Below are 17,216 nucleotides of genomic sequence, written 5' to 3'. Positions count from 1 at the left end.
CCCTGATAACAAGCATGAAACTGCTGATTGGTGACAAGAACTATTCGTCGTGGTCGATGCGTCCGTGGCTGCTGCTCACGCACTTCGGCATTCCGTTCGACGAGGAACTGATCCTGCTAAACGAAGCGGACACGAATGCGAAGATCCACGCTCAGGCACCGCGCGGACCGGGCAAGGTGCCGTGCCTGATCGACGACGCGGGGCAGGCCGTGTGGGATTCGCTCGCGATCGCCGAAACGCTCGCCGAGCGCTTTGCCCAACACGCGCTGTGGCCGCGTGACGCGGCGGCGCGCGCGCATGCGCGCAGCGTCAGCGCCGAGATGCATTCCGGCTTCGGCGAATTGCGCTCGAAGATGTGGATGAACATCCGTGCGTCGTTCCCGGGCAAGAACGCGACGCCGGGCGCGCTCGCCGACATCGCGCGGATCGAGACGATCTGGCGCGACTGCCTCGACACCTACGGCGGTCCGTTCCTGTTCGGCGAATTCGGCATTGCCGACGCGATGTACGCGCCGGTCGCAATGCGCTTCAACACGTGGAAGCCGGCGTTGTCGGAGACCTCGGTCGCCTATGTCGAGCGGCTTACCAAGCTGCCTGCGGTCAACGCATGGATCGATGCCTCGCGCCGTGAAACGCACGCGATCGCCTATCAAGACGAATGCCCATGAATATCTATGCAGTAGGTGGCGCGGTCCGCGACGAGCTGCTCGGCGTACCGGTGCAGGACCGCGACTATGTGGTGGTGGGCGCGACGCCCGAGCAGATGGTCGCGCAGGGCTATCGGCCGGTGGGCAAGGACTTTCCGGTATTCCTGCATCCGCAGACGCACGAGGAGTACGCGCTCGCGCGCACCGAGCGCAAGACGGCGGCCGGTTATCACGGCTTCCAGTTTTTTTATGCGCCCGACGTGACGCTCGAAGAAGACCTCGCGCGCCGCGATCTGACGATCAACGCGATGGCGCGCGAGGTGCGCCCGGACGGTGCGCTGACCGGCCCCGTCATCGATCCGTTCAACGGCCAGGCTGACTTGCGGGCGCGGCTCTTTCGCCATGTCAGCGATGCGTTCCTCGAAGATCCGGTGCGGATTCTGCGCATCGCGCGTTTCGCGGCACGCTTCGTCGATTTCACGGTCGCGCCGGAAACGCTGGCGCTGATGCGCGAGATGGTCGCCGACGGTGAAGCCGATGCACTGGTGGCCGAGCGCGTGTGGCAGGAAGTATCGCGCGGACTGATGGAGAAGAAGCCGTCGCGGATGTTCGACGTGCTGCGCGACTGCGGCGCGCTCGCGCGGATTCTGCCGGAGATCGATGCGTTGTTCGGCGTGCCGCAGCGCGCCGACTATCACCCCGAAGTCGATACCGGTGTTCACGTGATGATGGTGCTGGACCATGCCGCGCAGCAGCGCTACACGCTGCCGGTGCGCTTCGCGGCGCTGACGCACGACCTCGGCAAGGCGACCACGCCCGAGGAGCAACTGCCGCGGCACATCGGCCACGAGGGCCGCAGCGTCGATCTGCTGAAGCCGCTGTGCGAGCGGCTGCGCGTGCCAAATGAATGCCGCGATCTGGCGATGCTGGTCGCGCGCGAGCACGGCAACATTCATCGCGTGATGGAGATGGGGGCGGCGGCACTGGTGCGCCTGCTCGAGCGCAGCGACGCGATCAGGAAGCCGGCGCGCTTCGCCGAGGCGCTGCAGGCCTGCGAGTCCGATGCGCGCGGGCGGCTCGGCCTCGAGATGAGCGAGTACCCGCAGGCCGAGCGGCTGAGGGTGGCGCTGGTGGCCGCGCGAGGCGTGGATGCGGGAGCGGTGGCCAAGCGGCTCGCCGATGCACCGGCCGGCATCAAGGACGCCGTGCATGAGGAGCGGGTGCGCGCGGTGCAAGCGGCGCTTGCCTGAAGCGGTGCTAACGTGAAGCGGCGCGCGGTGCCTATAACACTCGCGCCAACAGCGACAACAGAATCGACAGCACCAGCGTCGACATGAACGGAAACGGATACTCGCGGCCGAACAGCCGCAAGGTCACGTCGCCGGGCATCCGGCCGATGCCGAGCTTCCGCAGCCACGGCCAGCACGACGACAGCACCGCGACGGCGACGAAGGTAGTCAACAGCCAGCGAATCATCGCGAGTCCTCGAACCGGAGCGGTTTCACAATCACAGCGTATGCGAGCGGTCGCCGCTCGAAAAGGCGCGCAACGTATCGTCGAGTCCGCGTGAAAACGCGATCACCTTGAAGAGTTCGCCCATCTCCGCCTCGGACAGCAGCTTCTGTATCGCGTTGGCCGCGGGCAGAAAACGCCTGGTGTCGGCGGGATCGATTTCGCCGAGCACCTCGGTGACGCCCGCGTTCAGCAGGAAGCGCGCTTGCGAAGTGAAGCCGAGCAGATCCGCGCCGGTGTCGACGCCCGCCTCGGCGATGCCAGTGAATTCGACGTGCGCGGTGATGTCCTGCAGACCGGGGTACAGGAACGGGTCGCCGTGCGCGCGATGCCGGTAGTGGCACATCAGCGTGCCCTGCGCGCGCTGGTCGTGGTAGTACTCGTGGCGCGGAAAGCCGTAGTCGATCAGCAAGATCGCGCCGCGCGCGAGCATCGTGCAGATGGTGCGCGTGAAAGCGCGGGCGGCTTCGTGCGTTTCGGTCACGTAGCCGTCGCCGGCGTTCTCGCGATCAGTATCGATTTCGATCAGCAGCGCGCGGTCCGCGGCGGCCGCGACGGGGCGGTCGTCGAATGCGAATGCGCCGTCGCGCCAGACCACGCCGCGCTCGTGCCAGACACCGCCGTTTTGCGCGAAGAGCCGCACCGGCATCGCATCGAGCACCTCATTGCCGATCACCACGCCTTCGAAGCGCTCCGGCAATGCGTCGAGCCAGCGCACTTTGGCGAGCAGCGCGGGCGCGGCCGCCGCGATCGTTTCGCGCTGCCGCTCGCGCAGCTCACCCGACAGATCGACGATCGAATAGCTGTCGAATTCGGCGCCGAGGGTGTCCAGCGCATTGAGCAGCCCCGCGGCGAGCTTGCCGGTGCCGGCGCCGAACTCCATCACCTCGCGCGTGCCGCTCGCCTCCAACGCTTCCGCGACCGGGCGCGCGAGCGTCGCGGCGAACAGCGGTGACAATTCCGGCGCGGTGACGAAGTCGCTGCCATCGTCGGCGCGCAGGCCGAATTTGCGTGCACCGCCGCTGTAGTAGCCGAGCCCCGGCGCGTACAAAGCGCGCTCCATGTAGCGGTCGAACGGCAGCCAGCCGCCGGCCGCGTCGAGCTGGGCGCGGATCTCGGCGACGAGCGCGTCGGACTGCGCGAGCGCGCTCGGGCCGGGAGCAGGTAAACTATCGGGTTGGTGAGCTTTCGGATTCATCCCCGCATTGTAAATGACCGTTTCTCCGGACATCGCTGCCCGCGCGGCCGAAGCGCCGACTGAACCGCCCCGCGTCGTGCTGATTACCGGCGCCGCGCGCCGCATCGGGCGCGCGCTCGCGCTCGGCTTTGCCGCACGCGGCTGGGACGTGGCGGTGCACTATGGCGCCTCGCGTGAGGACGCCGACGAAGTGGTCGCGCAGATCGTCGCGCTGGGCCGCCGCGCGGTCGCGCTGCACGCCGAGCTCGGTGACGAGGCGCAGGTCGCGCGGCTGCTGCCGGACTGTGCCGCGGCGCTCGGGCGGCCGTCGTGCATCGTCAACAACGCGTCGCGCTTCGAGGAAGATACGGCGCGCGACGTCGGCTACGACCTGCTGCTGAAGCTGACCGCGATGAACGTCGGCGCGCCGCTGGTGCTCGCGCGCATGCTTTACGACGCGACGCCCGATGCCGCGTTGCGCGACGAAAGCCAGCGCAGCGTGGTCATCAATGTGCTGGATCAGAAGCTGTACAACATGAACCCGGACTATCTGTCGTACACGCTGTCGAAGGCGGCGCTGCAGACCGCGACGGTCGCGCTCGCCCAGGCGCTCGCGCCGAAGGTCCGGGTGGTCGGGCTCGCGCCTGGCCTGACGATGCAATCGGGCGACCAGACCCAGCACGGGTTCGAGGCGGCCCACCGTATGACGCCTCTCGGCCGTGCGTCGCGGCCCGAGGATATCGTCGCCGCCGCGCTGTATCTCGCGGATGCAGCCGGCGTCACCGGAACGACGCTGGTGGTCGACGGCGGGCAGCATCTCGTGCCGCTGCCGCGCGATGTAATGTTTTTGACGGGCGCCTGATACGTGCGGGCGGCCGGCCTTGCCGAGGCGGCCGTCGCGTGCGACGAAGTGCCCCTTTGCGTGCCCCGCACGCTTTTTTGACTGGAACGAACATGTTTGCCGCTCTTTCGCACCCCCGGCTCGCCGATTGCCGCCGGCTGTTTCTGCGCAATTACGAAGTGCATATCAACATCGGCGTGCACGACTTCGAAAAGCGCGGCGAGCAGCGCGTCGTGATCAACGTCGAACTGTTCGTGCCGCTCGCGATGTCCACGCCGGTTCACGACAAGCTCACCGAAGTCGTCGACTACGACTTCATGCGCTCGACGATCGCCAAGCGCGTGTCGCAAGGCCATATTCATCTGCAGGAAACGCTGTGCGACGACCTCGTGCGCGTGATGCTCGAACATCCGCAGGTGCGCGGCGCGCGCGTGTCGACCGAGAAGCCGGACGTGTATCCGGACTGCGATGCGGTCGGTGTCGAAGTCTTCCGCATCAAGGAGGATTGAGCGATGAATGCACCGGAAATGCTGAACGCAGGCAACCCGGCCGCCGAGGCCACCACGGCCCCGAACGCCGCGCGCGCCCCGAAATCGCCGCTCACGCGCCGCGAGCAGAAGGAAGCGTACGAGAACAACAAGCTGTTCAAGCGCCTCGCGCGCCAGGTCGGCCAGGCGATCGGCGACTACAACATGATCGAGGACGGCGACAAGGTGATGGTGTGCCTGTCGGGCGGCAAAGACAGCTACGCGATGCTCGACATCCTGATGCGGCTGCGCGAGCGCGCGCCGATCAATTTCGACATCGTCGCGGTCAACCTCGACCAGAAGCAGCCGGGCTTCCCCGAGCACGTGCTGCCCGAGTATCTGACCCAGCTCGACATCCCGTTCCACATCGAGAACCAGGACACCTACAGCATCGTCAAGCGGCTCGTGCCGGAGGGCAAGACCACCTGCTCGCTGTGCTCGCGGCTGCGGCGCGGCATCCTGTATCGCGTCGCCGGCGAGCTCGGCGCGACCAAGATCGCGCTCGGCCATCATCGCGACGACATCCTGCAGACGCTGCTGCTGAATCTGTTCTACGGCGGCAAGCTGAAGGGCATGCCGCCCAAGCTGCAATCGGACGACGGCAAGAACATCGTGATCCGGCCGCTTGCCTACGTGAAGGAAACCGATCTGGAGAAGTACGCGGAGCTGCGCGAATTCCCGATCATTCCGTGCAATCTGTGCGGTAGCCAACCGAACCTGAAGCGCGCGGAAATGAAGGCGCTGGTCCGCGACTGGGAAAAGCGTTTCCCGGGTCGCATCGAGAACATGTTCAACGCGCTGTCGAACGTAGTGCCGTCGCATCTGATGGATCACCAGCTGTTTCCGTTCGCGGGGTTGCGCGCGACCGGTGAGGCCGACCCGCAAGGCGACATCGCGTTCGACGAAGAACCGTGCTCGAGCGGCGACGAAGGTGCACCGCTCACCGGCCCGAAGACTATTCCGCTGGTCCAGTTCGACGACCTGTAGAGAGCGAAAACTGCTTGTTTTGGCGGCATTCGGGCGGTTTTCGGCTGGCTTGCACGCCCTGCCGAGGCCGCGTCTGCGGCCTTTTTTGCAGGTGCAGCATGATAGAATCGTGCGCTCCAAACTCGTCTATTTGCCGACGCCATGAACATCGTCATTTTGGCGGCAGGTACCGGCAAGCGCATGCGGTCCGCGCTTCCCAAGGTGCTCCATCCTCTGGCCGGCCGGCCGCTCCTCGCTCATGTCATCGACACCGCCCGCGCGCTGAGGCCCGCGCGCCTGATCGTCGTGATCGGCCACGGCGCCGAAGCCGTGCGCGAAGCCGTCGCGGCGCCCGATATCCAGTTCGCGGTGCAGGAGCAACAGCTCGGCACCGGCCACGCGGTGCAGCAGGCGCTGCCGTTGCTCGATCTTTCGTTGCCCACGCTGGTGCTCTATGGCGACGTGCCGCTCACGCGCGCGCAAACGCTGCGCGCACTGACAGAGCGCGCCGGGCAGGACGGCTACGGCGTACTCACGGTCACGCTCGACGACCCGAACGGCTACGGCCGCATCGTGCGCGATCAGCATGGCAACGTGCAGCGCATCGTCGAGCAGAAGGACGCAAATCCGGAGCAGCTGAAGATCGCTGAAATCAACACCGGCATCATCGTCGCGCCGACCGCGCGCCTTGCCGGCTGGCTCGCGGCGCTCAAGAACGACAACGCGCAAGGCGAGTTCTATCTGACCGACGCGGTCGAGATGGCGATCGAAGCCGGCCTCGAAGTCGTCACCACGCAGCCCGACGACGAGTGGGAAACGCTCGGCGTCAACAGCAAGCAGCAACTCGCCGAACTCGAGCGGATTCATCAGCGCAACGTCGCCGACGCGCTGCTCGTCGCGGGCGTGACGCTCGCCGACCCCGCGCGCGTCGACGTGCGCGGCACGCTCGAATGCGGCCGCGACGTATCGATCGACGTCAACTGCGTGTTCGAAGGCAGCGTGTCGCTCGCTGACAACGTCAGCATCGGGCCGAACTGCGTGATTCGCAACGCGCGAATCGGCGCGGGTACGCGGGTCGATGCGTTCACGCACATCGAAGGCGCGGAAGTGGGCGCGAAAGCCGTTGTCGGTCCGTATGCGCGCTTGCGCACAGGCGCGGCGCTGCAAGACGAGTCTCATGTAGGGAACTTCGTCGAGATCAAGAACGCTGTGCTCGGTCATGGCTCGAAAGCCAACCACCTCAGCTACATCGGCGACGCGGATGTCGGTGCGCGCGTGAATATCGGCGCGGGCACGATCACCTGCAACTACGACGGCGCCAATAAATTCCGCACCGTGATCGAGGACGACGTGTTCGTCGGCTCGGACACGCAACTGGTCGCACCGGTGCGCGTCCAGCGCGGCGCGACGATCGCGGCCGGCACCACGGTGTGGAAAGACGTCGCCGCGAATGCGCTGGTGTTGAACGATAAAACCCAGACGAGCAAGACGGGCTACGTGCGCCCAGTCAAAAAGAAAAGCTGATCGATATGGCGTGCCCACGAGGCGCGCTCACTGAATTCGGCACTGAAAAGGAATACACCATGTGCGGCATTGTCGGCGCGGTTGCGCAACGTAATATCGTTCCCGTCCTGATCGAAGGACTGCGACGTCTCGAATATCGCGGCTACGATTCGTGCGGCGTCGCCGTGCTCGGCGCTCGCGGGCCGAGCCGCGCACGCAGCGTCGCGCGCGTCGCCGACCTCGACGCTCAGGTGCGCGAAGGTCACCTCGAAGGCGTGACGGGCATCGCGCATACACGCTGGGCCACGCATGGCGCGCCGGTCACCGATAACGCGCACCCGATCTTCTCGCGCGACGCGCTGGCGTTGGTACACAACGGCATCATCGAGAACTACGAGACCTTGCGCGAAATGCTTCGTGGCAAGGGTTATGAGTTCGTGTCGCAAACTGACACCGAGGTTATTGCTCACCTGATCCATAGCCTGTATCGCGGCGACCTGTTCGCCGCGGTGCGCGAAGCCATCGCACAACTGCACGGCGCGTATGCGATCGCGGTGCAGCATAAGGACCAGCCGCATACGGTGGTCGGCGCCCGCCAGGGCTCGCCGCTCGTGGTCGGACTCGGCGACGGTGAAAACTTCCTGGCCTCGGACGCGCTCGCGCTCGCCGGCAGCACCGAGCGCTTCATCTTCCTCGAGGAAGGCGACGTGTGCGAACTGTCGCTCGATGGCGTGCGCATCGCCGATCGCCAGGGCGAGATCGCGCAACGCGAGGTGCGTCAGGTCGCGGCCTATGGCGGCGCGGTCGAACTCGGCCCGTATCGCCACTTCATGCAGAAGGAAATCTTCGAGCAGCCGCGCGCGATCACCGACACGATTCCGCAAGCCGACGCGTTCGATGCGTCGATCTTCGGCGAAGGCGCGCGCCAGGTGTTCGCGGACATCGACAGCCTGCTGATTCTCGCGTGCGGCACGAGCTACTACTCGGGACTCACCGCCAAGTACTGGCTCGAATCGGTCGCGAAGATTCCGACTCAGGTCGAGATCGCGAGCGAGTATCGCTATCGCGAGTCGGTGCCGAATCCGAAGTCGCTGGTGGTGGTGATCTCGCAGTCGGGCGAAACCGCCGACACGCTCGCGGCGCTCAAGCACGCGCAGGAACTCGGCCACCCGCACACGCTCGCGATCTGCAACGTCGGCACGAGCGCGATGGTGCGGCAGACCGAGTTGTCGTTCCTCACGCATGCGGGCCGCGAGATCGGCGTCGCGTCGACCAAGGCATTCACGACGCAGCTGGTCGCACTGTTCACGCTGGCGGCAACGCTCGCGAAGCTGCGCGGACGTTTGAGCGACGAGCAGGAAGCGAGTTATCTGAAGCAGTTGCGCCACCTGCCGGCCGCGCTGAACAGCGTGCTCGCGCTGGAGCCGCAGATCATCGCCTGGTCGGAGGAGTTTTCGCGCAAGGAACACGCATTGTTTCTCGGACGCGGCATGCATTATCCGATCGCGCTCGAAGGCGCGCTGAAGCTCAAGGAAATTTCGTATATCCACGCCGAGGCGTATCCGGCTGGCGAGCTGAAGCACGGGCCGTTGGCGCTCGTGACCGAAGCGATGCCGGTGGTGACGGTTGCGCCGAATGACGCGCTGCTCGAAAAGCTGAAGTCGAACATCCAGGAAGTGCGCGCGCGCGGCGGCGAGCTGTATGTGTTCGCCGATGCGGATACGAAGATCGTCAACGGCGAAGGGCTGCATGTGATCCGGATGCCGGAGCACTATGGCTTGCTGTCGCCGATCCTGCACGTGGTGCCGCTGCAGTTGCTCGCGTATCACACCGCGTGTGCGCGTGGCACGGATGTGGATAAGCCGCGCAATCTGGCGAAGTCGGTGACGGTGGAGTGACGACGAAGCAGAAGACGTAACGACACGGCGGCGGCGACGAACCGGGCCGCCGGCTCCCGCCAAATCAGCCGCACCGCCATTCGGTGCGGTGCGGCTGACGAAACATCCACCGCTCAAATCGGCATCTGTCGTTCCACGATGCCTCGACGTGACGACGCCACATCGACTACCCTCTGTCGACATTCCGTGGCCACGTCACCATGAAGACCTCATCTCGCAACACGCTCACCGAGAAGCTCAAGTCGCGAGTCGTACTGATCGCGCTGTTCGTCGGTTCGATGTGGGCCGTGTTCTTTCTGTCGGTTGCGTTGCCGTTCCTGCATCTGGACGAACACGGTGTCGTGCCGCGTACGTTTGGCGGCTCGCAAGGGATTCTGTTCGCACCGTGGCTGCATGCGAGCGTCGGGCATATCGCGGCCAACACGAGCGGGCTCGTCGTACTGGGCTGGCTGTGTACGTGGCCGCACATCGGGGGCTTCTGGCGCGCGACCATCGGCGCAATGCTCGGCGCCGGTCTTTGCGCGTGGCTGTTCGGCGCGCCGTATTCGGTGCATATCGGCGCGAGTGGACTGGTGTTCGGCTATGCGGGTTACCTGGTCGCACGCGGCTACTACACGCGCAATCTGGCGTCGATCCTCGTGGCTCTAGTCGTGGTCGGCAGCTACGGTCTGAGTTTGCTGTTCGGTGTGCTGCCGATCTATCCCGATGTGTCATGGCAGAGCCATATCGGCGGCGTGATCGGCGGTGTGCTCGCGGCACGCTCGGGGGCTGGGGCTGCGCGCCGGGTGCGGGCGCGCTGATGGAGACCTCGCCGTTCGTTGGAATGGACCCGGTTCGGGGCGTCCCGGCCTACAACTCCGGCCGCGCCAGATCGCTCGCGACGATGTGTTCGCCATACACCTGCGCGGCCGCGAGTGCTTCGACGCGGCTCGGATGCGGGCCGAGTTCCGGCGCGCCGTCGAACGGAAACAGCACGCGGCCGTCGGTCGTGCGCACGACCTTCAACACGCCAAAGAAGCGCCGGTAGCCGGCCATCTTCGCGCTCGCCGAAATCTCGAAGTCGTCGTCCGATGTGCCCGGGACGCTGGGAATAAACGCGGTCTTGCTCATAGCTGAAAACATCGGTTGTTCATCGAGGCGGTGCGCAACGCGATGCGCACGGCGGACGTGCATTGTCTCAAATCCGCGCGAACGATGAAGCGAGCGGCCCCCTCGCCACGCGATCGAGCGCTTCGAGCGCGATGACCCGAGCTCTCATCCGTACACGAGCAAGTTCGATTGCTACCTCGACAGAAAAGTGCAACTAACTGCACAAGAGTTGCGAGGCAAAGGCTGTTCGACGACCCCGCCGGCGGCAATTGCGCGTCCTGTCATATCCACCAGCCGGGCGTGAGCGGAGCCCATCCGCTCTTCACCGCGTTCCTCGCAACGCTGACCGACGGCTATGACCTGAAGACCGAAGCGGTCAAACAAGCGGATCCCAAAATGCGAAGAGTTCTGGTCATCCTTGATTTAAAAGACAAAAACTCTCGAATAAAGGCTCCGTAGTGCACCGCGGAGCTATAATGCGCGGATCTTTGCTTCCCTGACGTCCACCATGAGCCGGTTACTTTGTCTGATCGTGCTTTCGCTCGGCCTCGCGCAAACCGCGGCGGCCGACGAAAACACCGACCGAATATCGGCATACCTGACGCAGAAATTCGGTGTGGGCAAAGAAAAAGCTCAAAAGATCTCCGACGCGGTGCAATCCGCCGCCAACAAATACTCCCTCCCTCCGGCGCTGCTGCTCGCCATCATCTCGATCGAATCCCGTTTCAAGGAAAAGGCTCGCGGCGCCAATGGCGCGACGGGGCTGATGCAGGTCGTGCCGCAGGCGCACCGCGGGCTGCTGCGCAACGTGAAGGACCTGACCGAACCGGGTGCGAACATCGAAGCCGGTTCGGCGATCCTATACGGCTACATGCGCTCGGCGAACGGCGATCTGAATACGGCACTGAGGAGCTATGGCGGCTCGAAGGCCTATGCGCAGAAGGTGAATCTGCGCATCGAAGATTTCGCGGCGGTTGCGACGCCCGCGGACGGCGCTTCAGGAGCCGCCGGGCGGTCCGCGTCGTGCGAGGCGGATCGTTGCGCCGGTGTGAACCCGTGGGCCGACGCGTTCAGCCTACCGGCGGCGCTCACTACACCTGTGGCACCTGCGGCGAGCGGGGCTGCCGCGGCCTCAGGGTCGAGTTCGGCCGCGACAGCGGGCTCGACGCGCACGACATCGTACTAGGCGCGCCGGCGCGGCTTTTACTCCCGTTTTCGCCCGTACGTGCTGCGAAGGTCGGGCGGCGTGCATCTAGTTGATGTGCTGTGTTACATGACGTAATGGGGTTCGGGCTCCGGCTTGCACGCTTTTTACGCACATAGCGCTGCCCGCTCTACAATGCATTCCCATTCGCGCTCACGAGGCGCTTCTTGCACCTGATCATGCAGACCCCCTTCTCCCGCACCACCGCCGCGGCCCTGTTCGGGCTGCTCGCGCTCACGGCATGCAGCAGCACGCCGCAACCCAAGTTCACGCAGGAACTGTTCGAAACCGGCGCCAGCCCGTACGCGCGCAATTTTAATTCGAGTACCGGCGATAGCTGCGAAGCCGCGCGCCGCGCACTGCTGAGTCAAGGCTATCTGACGACGATGTCGCGCCCCGATACCGTCGACGGCACGAAGAATTTTCAACCGACCGGCGATTCACACGTGGTCGTCGAATTTCACGTCGTCTGCACGCCCGGCGAAGAGGCGGCCAATACCAGCATCGTTTATGTGAACGCGGTGCAGAACGGCTTCGCGTTGAAGAAGAGCGATACGTCGGCGAGCGTCGGGCTCAGCGTGCTCGGTTCGCTGTCGCTGCCGATTCGCTCGAATAGCGACGCGATGGTGAAGATCTCGAGCGAAACGATCCCGTCTGGGAAGTTCTACGACCGCTTTTTCAGGCTCGTCGATCACTACTTGCAGACCGTCGTGCGTACGCAGCCGGTGACGAGCAGCTCGATCGAAACGCGCACGCTGCCAATGCAGGTAGCCACGCCGCTCCAGCTGACGATTCCTGATCCGGTCCCCAAGCCGGTACCGGCGACGACTCCCGCTGCCGTTCAGGCGACGCCGGCAGTGTCGGGTCAGGCGACGCAGCCATCTGCGGTTCAAGCGGTCCAATCAGCGCCCGCCCCAGTGCAGATAACCGCGCCCGCACCGGTTTCGCTCACGACGCCGTCGCCATCCTCTCCGGTCCAACCAACCGACCCGATTGGCCAGGCCGCTGCGATCGAACCCGCGAGCGGCACGGCGTCTCTGGTGCCGTGACAGCGCGCAGCGGCTTTCGCATCGAGGCTGATCAAGATCCGATCAGCCTTTGATTCAGGCGCGCAGCAAGATTCACCTTATGGTGTTTACTTGATACGTATACATACGTAGTAGTAGTTAACAAGGGTTAGCCGATTCTGTGGATAAGTCGCAAATGTCCCGCCGCTTCAACATCATGCGAAACCGATAACCCTGCGGAACACGTCGGTAGAAAAACTACATAGCTGGGATAAGTTCGAACACGCGTTAACCGACCCCGGCTTTATCAAGATTTCGCGCACAGGCTGTTCGTCGTGCTATCCCGAAGTTATTCAGAGGTCGCTGTGGATAACCGCTGCCCGCACCTGCGCTTCGCGCGATGCGAAGCGCTCGCCAACGCACAGAATTTCGGCTACCGAACGCGCACATTGATGACGCGGTACGAAGATTGCGCGCCTTCTTATTGCAAGCGCAACTGTTGCTATTTCGTCAAAAACCATTTGCCCAGCGAACAATCCGGCATAGAGTTAAAGTGCTTTGTGAGGTTTCTGGTGCAGTGCGGGGGATGTATGAAACGCAGATCAGCACGACAGCTAGTCCGTCTTCTGTCGGACCTTCGACATGCGGCCCATTGCAGATCGTTGCGGGCGGCCGCAACCAATCGGATGATGGCGCTGGCAGCCGCCGAGGCTGCCGAGAACGGCGACACCACTCGCGACGACGACAGTCCCGAGTCCGCGCGCAATGCGCAGCGCGACAAGCTGTTCCGGAGCAGATCATGAGAACCGCGAGCGAACAGTCGTTGCGGTTTCTGGTCGACAAGTGGCTTTCGCCATCGCCGGCGGAGCCGGTTCACGTGACGGAGTTCAGCCGCACGCGCACCGGCGGGCGGCGTTATGTGCGGGTGGAAACTTCGTCGGAAGAGGGCGCGCGCGGTTTGTTCTTCTTTCGGCACGACGACGGCTGCTGGTGTGTGTTTCCGCCGACCGCCGATACGCCGAGCCTATTCGCTCATCCGCGCGCGGCATAGTTGGGCGAATGGGCAAGACGCCTGCCGGTGCGCGTCGCGCACCGAGCGTCGGCGTCGAATCGTTTTAACCGCTGTCAGTCACAACCCCTGCGGAGCACGCTGCCGGGCGCGTTTCCAGCCCGGCAGTACCTGACACACGATCAATCCCGCGAGCATCAGCGCACAGCCGAACAATGCGCGCGCCGTCAGCGTCTCACCGAGCACGAGCCAGCCCGCGAACGCCGCGAACACGCCTTCCATGCTGAAAATCACCGCCGCGTGCGAAGGCGCCGCATAGCGCTGCGCGACCACCTGGATCGTATACGCGACGCCCACCGATAATGCACCGCCGTACGCGATCGTCGGCGCGGCTCGCACAATTACCGCGGCGCTAACGGGCTCGACGACGAGGCCAATCGACAGACACACGAGCCCACAGGTCACGAACTGCACGAGCGCGAGCATCAGCGTGTCGTGGCGCGCCGCGAAGCGGCCGACCAGCATCATCTGTGCGGAAATCACCAGCGCCCCGGCGAGCTGATACCAGTCGCCATACAGCATCGAGAAGTGCTCGTCGACGCTCAGGAAGTACATGCCAACGGCCGCGAGCAGCGCGCCAAGCCATGTACCTAGGCCGGTCCGGTGGCGAAACAGCACGCCGAGCAGCGGCACGATCACCACATACAGCGAACTTATGAAGCCCGCGTTGGCGATCTTCGTGTACTGCAGGCCGATCTGCTGCAGCGAGATCGACACGGCCAGCACGACACCGAGCAGCCCGCCCGCGCCAAGCAGTTCGCGGGCGCCGCCAGGCGCGCGCTTCGTCAGTTCGGCGAGCGCCGGGCGGCGCACGCAGACGATCATCGTCAGCACGACGAGCCCGCCGAGCAAAAAGCGCAGGCCGGTGAACAGGAACGGGCCGATCGTATCGAGGCTCAGTCGCTGCGCGACGAACGCGGAGCCCCAGATCATCGCGGCGATCAGCATTAGCACGTTCGCGCGCAGGTGTTGGCGGGTGTCGGGATTCAAGGTTTGTTCTGTTTTGTCGTGTGGATCGGGCTGGGAAGCCGCAAGGGCGCGCCACGCGGTGCGCAGCCCGTAAGGAATCGCTCACATGATACGCGGGCCTCGCGCGCCGGGCAGGCAAAGCCCGCGAGCCGCGCGATAATCGCGCAACGGCCGCGGTCGCCGCCGTGCGGACCGCCGTGATGAGGCGACTTGCAAACCGGACCGCGACCCCTGGCTCCTTCCACGAGCAAACGAAATGGACGACAAGGACTGGATCGCGGGCGCCGCGAAGGCGCTCGCGATCATCGAAGCATTCGACGAAGAACACGCGCGCATGACGCCGACGATGGTTGCCGCGCGCGCCGGCCTGTCACGGACGGCCGCACGCCGCTATCTGCTGACGCTGCGCGAGCTCGGCTACGTCGACACCGACGGCAAGCTTTTCTGGCTCGCACCCCGCGTGCTGCGGCTCGGGCAGTCTTACCTCGATTCGGCGCGGCTGCCGCGCACGGTGCAGCCGTTCCTGCAGCGGATCACCGCGACCGTGCAGGAAACCGCGCTGGTTGCGATCCTCGACGAACACGACGTCGTGTACGTCGCGCGCAACGGCGTGAATCGGGCGATGGCGGTCGGCTTCGTGACCGGCTCGCGCGCGCCGGCGCCGTTATCGTCGGCGGGGCTCGTGCTGCTCGCGTTTCAGCCGCCCGACAGCATCGACCCGTGGCTCGCGTCGTATCCGATCAAGGTTTTTACGCCGTACACCTATTCGACGGTCGACCGGCTCAGGGAAGTGCTCGGCGAAATCCGCCGCAACGGCTACGTGGTCACCGACCAGCAGCTCGAGATCGGGGTGCGCGGCGTCGCGGTGCCGTTGCGCGACCGGCACGGTACGGTGGTCGCGGCGATCAGCGTCAGCATGCCGATCGGCGAGGAGTCGGCGAACGCCGCGCTGCACCGCGTTTTGCCGGCGCTGCAGGAGACCGCGAGCCTGCTGCGGAACCTTCTTTGAGCGCGGCGAAGCGGTCGGCGAGGCGCGCGGCAGGTGGCTTCACGGGGGAGTTGGTAGTGTCCCTGGTGCAACTTGCAGGTCGATGCAAGCACGCTGAAAGCAGGCTGTCTCCCGGAAAATACATATCGAGTTTTGCGCATGACAAACCGCCTACGCTTGGGTAATACTCTCCCGCGGGGAGCACAAGGCGCCTCGAAGTCCGGCCCGCTCTACCGTGCAGCTGTTGTATTCATTCACATTGACTAAGTCGTCTGGTTTGGGGATCAACACATGAAAAAAGTTATCGTCTCGCTCGCAGCCGCTTCGATCGCACTCGTTTCCGTTCAGGCTTTCGCACAGGCATCGGATGCCGCAGCTACGGAAGCAGCAAGCGCACCGAAGAAGCACCACATCAAGCAACTGAAGACCCACGGCAAGAAGGCACACGTTTCCGCTGCAGCTTCGGCCGCTGGCACGAACGACAAGGGCACGCAGAACTAAGCCGACGCCCGCTCGTCGGGCGTGCCATACCGCTGCACCGGGCCGCTTGCCGGTCGATGCAGCCGGCGAAGGCAGATGCGTTGCAAAAGCAAAAAGGCCAGAGCGCGAGCTCTGGCCTTTTTGCTTTTGCGGCGAATATTGCGCGCGGGAGGATCAGCCCGCGAGCCCGCGCCGGATCACTTCATCGAGCAGCCCGTTCAGGCCGTCCGGATGCGTGGCGGCGCGCGTTTTCAATTCTTCCACCAGCCCGCTATTGAGCTTGCACGCAAACGGGACGAGGCCTTGCGCCTGATCGAGCTTGCGCTGCTCGCGCCGGTCGACTTTCGGCTCCGTCGCCGCGTTCTTGCCGCCGCGGTTCGCGGCCGCCTGCTTCATCGCGTTGCCCAGTTTCAGCGCCTTGTTCTTTTCAAGGTCGGTTTTTTTCATCGCCATCGGAAAGGCCTCTGCCAAATAGATCAACCCGCATTGTACGCAAGCGCGCGACGTCAGCCGACTCGCTCCGGCGCGCTGGCGGAGACGCTGTCCATCAACGCACGCATCCTCTGCCAATGCGTGCCTTCCCAGAACACCCGTCCGCATACATCGCAGGTGACGAAGCGGCTATGCCGCTGCAGCACGCCGTGCGGCACACGCGGGCCGGCTTCCTCGCGCCCGATTCGCCGCAGCGGTGCGTTGCATACCAGGCATAGCCGGAACGGTTGCGCGCTGCGCGCGAGATCGAGCCGCTCGAACACTTCGCGTAACTGCTCGCGCGGCCGCAGCGCGCGCACATAGCAGCCATGCGTGATGTTGCGGCGTTTGAGCAGCTCGCGGTCGCGCGTTAGCACGATGCGCTGTTGCGCGGCGGCGAGCGCCTCGATATCGGCGTCGGGAAAGTGGTTGTCATACAGCGTATCGAAGCCCGCGAGCCGCAATAGCGGCGCGAGGCCGCCGAGATGCGCGTCGGCGATGAACCGCATCACGCGCAACGGACGCTCGCGCACACGCAGCAGCGGCTGGATGTCGAGCGCCTCGAACTTTGGATAGACCGCGACGCGGTCGCCGTCGGCGAGCGGATAATCGAAACCGACCGACTCGCCGTTCACGAGGATCAGCTCGACCTCGGTATGCGGCACACCGAGCACTTCGATCATGTGCTTGGTCGTCGCGTCGCGCGCGCAGACGCAGATGAACGCGCGCCGGCGCAGCGGCCGGGCGATGAAGTCGTTCAGCTCCTCGTAGAAGCGGAATGTCGCAGTGACCATGCCCGCAGTATCGCACCGCCGGGGCGGTGTGTTGTCCTGCGCGTGTCGCATGAGTGTGCTTTACTTCGGGTTCT

The 17,216-nt window shown here is 64.8% G+C and carries 19 protein-coding genes and 1 pseudogene; 14 read left to right on the top strand and 6 right to left on the bottom strand.

The features are described 5' to 3' along the window. Positions 1 to 14: 14 nt before the first annotated feature. Together AB4Y34_RS33855 and AB4Y34_RS33850 are read left to right on the top strand one after the other, a co-directional pair. On the top strand, positions 15 to 668 hold the full coding sequence (locus tag AB4Y34_RS33855; protein ID WP_176380102.1) for a glutathione S-transferase family protein: 654 nt from the start codon (positions 15 to 17) through the stop codon (positions 666 to 668). Continuing rightward, the gene (locus AB4Y34_RS33850) at positions 665 to 1,897 is read left to right on the top strand and encodes a multifunctional CCA addition/repair protein (RefSeq protein ID WP_368718518.1); all 1,233 of its coding nucleotides are present in this window, start codon (positions 665 to 667) and stop codon (positions 1,895 to 1,897) included. The genes AB4Y34_RS33855 and AB4Y34_RS33850 overlap by 4 nt, the downstream gene beginning before the upstream one ends. 31 nt (positions 1,898 to 1,928) lie before the next feature. On the opposite strand, the gene AB4Y34_RS33845 is transcribed toward AB4Y34_RS33850, so the two are convergent. Both AB4Y34_RS33845 and AB4Y34_RS33840 read right to left on the bottom strand, forming a co-directional pair. Further along, positions 1,929 to 2,123 carry a DUF2905 domain-containing protein gene (locus tag AB4Y34_RS33845; protein WP_013090808.1) on the bottom strand — a complete coding sequence of 65 codons (195 nt, stop codon included), beginning with the start codon at positions 2,121 to 2,123 and terminating at the stop codon, positions 1,929 to 1,931. A 31-nt stretch (positions 2,124 to 2,154) separates the two neighbouring features. Further along, positions 2,155 to 3,357 carry a class I SAM-dependent methyltransferase gene (locus AB4Y34_RS33840; RefSeq protein ID WP_368718517.1) on the bottom strand — a complete coding sequence of 401 codons (1,203 nt, stop codon included), beginning with the start codon at positions 3,355 to 3,357 and terminating at the stop codon, positions 2,155 to 2,157. 13 nt (positions 3,358 to 3,370) lie between these two features. On the opposite strand from AB4Y34_RS33840, the gene AB4Y34_RS33835 reads away from it, so the two are divergent. The 6 genes from AB4Y34_RS33835 to AB4Y34_RS33810 all read left to right on the top strand — a co-directional run bounded on the left by AB4Y34_RS33835 (position 3,371) and on the right by AB4Y34_RS33810 (position 9,871). Then, a complete protein-coding gene (locus AB4Y34_RS33835) occupies positions 3,371 to 4,198 on the top strand; it encodes an SDR family oxidoreductase (protein WP_176124573.1) in 828 nt (275 codons plus the stop codon). Between the two features lie 92 nt (positions 4,199 to 4,290). Then, positions 4,291 to 4,686 carry a dihydroneopterin aldolase gene (locus AB4Y34_RS33830; RefSeq protein ID WP_013090805.1) on the top strand — a complete coding sequence of 132 codons (396 nt, stop codon included), beginning with the start codon at positions 4,291 to 4,293 and terminating at the stop codon, positions 4,684 to 4,686. Between the two features lie 3 nt (positions 4,687 to 4,689). Next, entirely contained in the window at positions 4,690 to 5,691 is a 1,002-nt protein-coding gene (ttcA, locus tag AB4Y34_RS33825; protein WP_176380105.1) for a tRNA 2-thiocytidine(32) synthetase TtcA, read from the top strand. A 141-nt stretch (positions 5,692 to 5,832) separates the two neighbouring features. Next, positions 5,833 to 7,194 (top strand): bifunctional UDP-N-acetylglucosamine diphosphorylase/glucosamine-1-phosphate N-acetyltransferase GlmU, encoded by a 1,362-nt coding sequence (glmU, locus tag AB4Y34_RS33820; protein WP_176380106.1) that lies wholly within the window; start codon positions 5,833 to 5,835, stop codon positions 7,192 to 7,194. A 59-nt stretch (positions 7,195 to 7,253) separates the two neighbouring features. Further along, complete coding sequence (gene glmS, locus AB4Y34_RS33815) at positions 7,254 to 9,071, top strand: glutamine--fructose-6-phosphate transaminase (isomerizing) (protein WP_368718516.1); 1,818 nt, start codon at positions 7,254 to 7,256, stop codon at positions 9,069 to 9,071. Between the two features lie 200 nt (positions 9,072 to 9,271). After that, entirely contained in the window at positions 9,272 to 9,871 is a 600-nt protein-coding gene (locus AB4Y34_RS33810; RefSeq protein ID WP_368718515.1) for a rhomboid family intramembrane serine protease, read from the top strand. 49 nt (positions 9,872 to 9,920) lie between these two features. Here the strand turns inward: AB4Y34_RS33810 and AB4Y34_RS33805 are convergent, their stop codons facing one another. Further along, the gene (locus AB4Y34_RS33805; RefSeq protein WP_176124588.1) at positions 9,921 to 10,181 is read right to left on the bottom strand and encodes a DUF6723 family protein; all 261 of its coding nucleotides are present in this window, start codon (positions 10,179 to 10,181) and stop codon (positions 9,921 to 9,923) included. Positions 10,182 to 10,290: 109 nt separating this feature from the next. On the opposite strand from AB4Y34_RS33805, the pseudogene AB4Y34_RS33800 reads away from it, so the two are divergent. From AB4Y34_RS33800 to AB4Y34_RS33785, 4 genes and pseudogenes are all read left to right on the top strand, one after another. Continuing rightward, positions 10,291 to 10,493: pseudogene (locus AB4Y34_RS33800) on the top strand (cytochrome-c peroxidase); the annotation flags it as partial. A 175-nt stretch (positions 10,494 to 10,668) separates the two neighbouring features. Continuing rightward, complete coding sequence (locus AB4Y34_RS33795) at positions 10,669 to 11,346, top strand: lytic transglycosylase domain-containing protein (protein ID WP_368718514.1); 678 nt, start codon at positions 10,669 to 10,671, stop codon at positions 11,344 to 11,346. A 197-nt stretch (positions 11,347 to 11,543) separates the two neighbouring features. Next, a complete protein-coding gene (locus AB4Y34_RS33790; RefSeq protein WP_368718513.1) occupies positions 11,544 to 12,413 on the top strand; it encodes a DUF2242 domain-containing protein in 870 nt (289 codons plus the stop codon). 757 nt (positions 12,414 to 13,170) lie between these two features. After that, positions 13,171 to 13,422, top strand: coding sequence for a hypothetical protein (locus tag AB4Y34_RS33785; RefSeq protein WP_176110066.1), 252 nt, complete (start codon positions 13,171 to 13,173; stop codon positions 13,420 to 13,422). A gap of 78 nt (positions 13,423 to 13,500) precedes the next feature. Here AB4Y34_RS33785 and AB4Y34_RS33780 read toward each other — a convergent pair whose 3' ends face one another. Then, positions 13,501 to 14,430, bottom strand: coding sequence for a DMT family transporter (locus tag AB4Y34_RS33780; RefSeq protein ID WP_368718512.1), 930 nt, complete (start codon positions 14,428 to 14,430; stop codon positions 13,501 to 13,503). Positions 14,431 to 14,665: 235 nt separating this feature from the next. Between AB4Y34_RS33780 and AB4Y34_RS33775 the strand changes: the two genes are divergently transcribed. After that, positions 14,666 to 15,418 carry an IclR family transcriptional regulator C-terminal domain-containing protein gene (locus AB4Y34_RS33775; protein WP_368718511.1) on the top strand — a complete coding sequence of 251 codons (753 nt, stop codon included), beginning with the start codon at positions 14,666 to 14,668 and terminating at the stop codon, positions 15,416 to 15,418. A 270-nt stretch (positions 15,419 to 15,688) separates the two neighbouring features. Beyond that, the gene (locus AB4Y34_RS33770; RefSeq protein ID WP_018432578.1) at positions 15,689 to 15,898 is read left to right on the top strand and encodes a hypothetical protein; all 210 of its coding nucleotides are present in this window, start codon (positions 15,689 to 15,691) and stop codon (positions 15,896 to 15,898) included. A 153-nt stretch (positions 15,899 to 16,051) separates the two neighbouring features. On the opposite strand, the gene AB4Y34_RS33765 is transcribed toward AB4Y34_RS33770, so the two are convergent. Beyond that, complete coding sequence (locus tag AB4Y34_RS33765; protein WP_176110069.1) at positions 16,052 to 16,330, bottom strand: hypothetical protein; 279 nt, start codon at positions 16,328 to 16,330, stop codon at positions 16,052 to 16,054. A 53-nt stretch (positions 16,331 to 16,383) separates the two neighbouring features. Beyond that, entirely contained in the window at positions 16,384 to 17,142 is a 759-nt protein-coding gene (locus AB4Y34_RS33760; protein ID WP_368718510.1) for a Mut7-C RNAse domain-containing protein, read from the bottom strand. Between the last annotated feature and the right edge of the window lie 74 nt (positions 17,143 to 17,216).

Source organism: Paraburkholderia sp. BR10954, from assembly GCF_040965775.1.
In the GTDB taxonomy this organism is placed as follows: Bacteria; Pseudomonadota; Gammaproteobacteria; order Burkholderiales; family Burkholderiaceae; genus Paraburkholderia; species Paraburkholderia youngii.
Note: the sequence above shows the minus strand (reverse complement) of the source record. Positions and strands in the feature narration are given on the sequence as shown.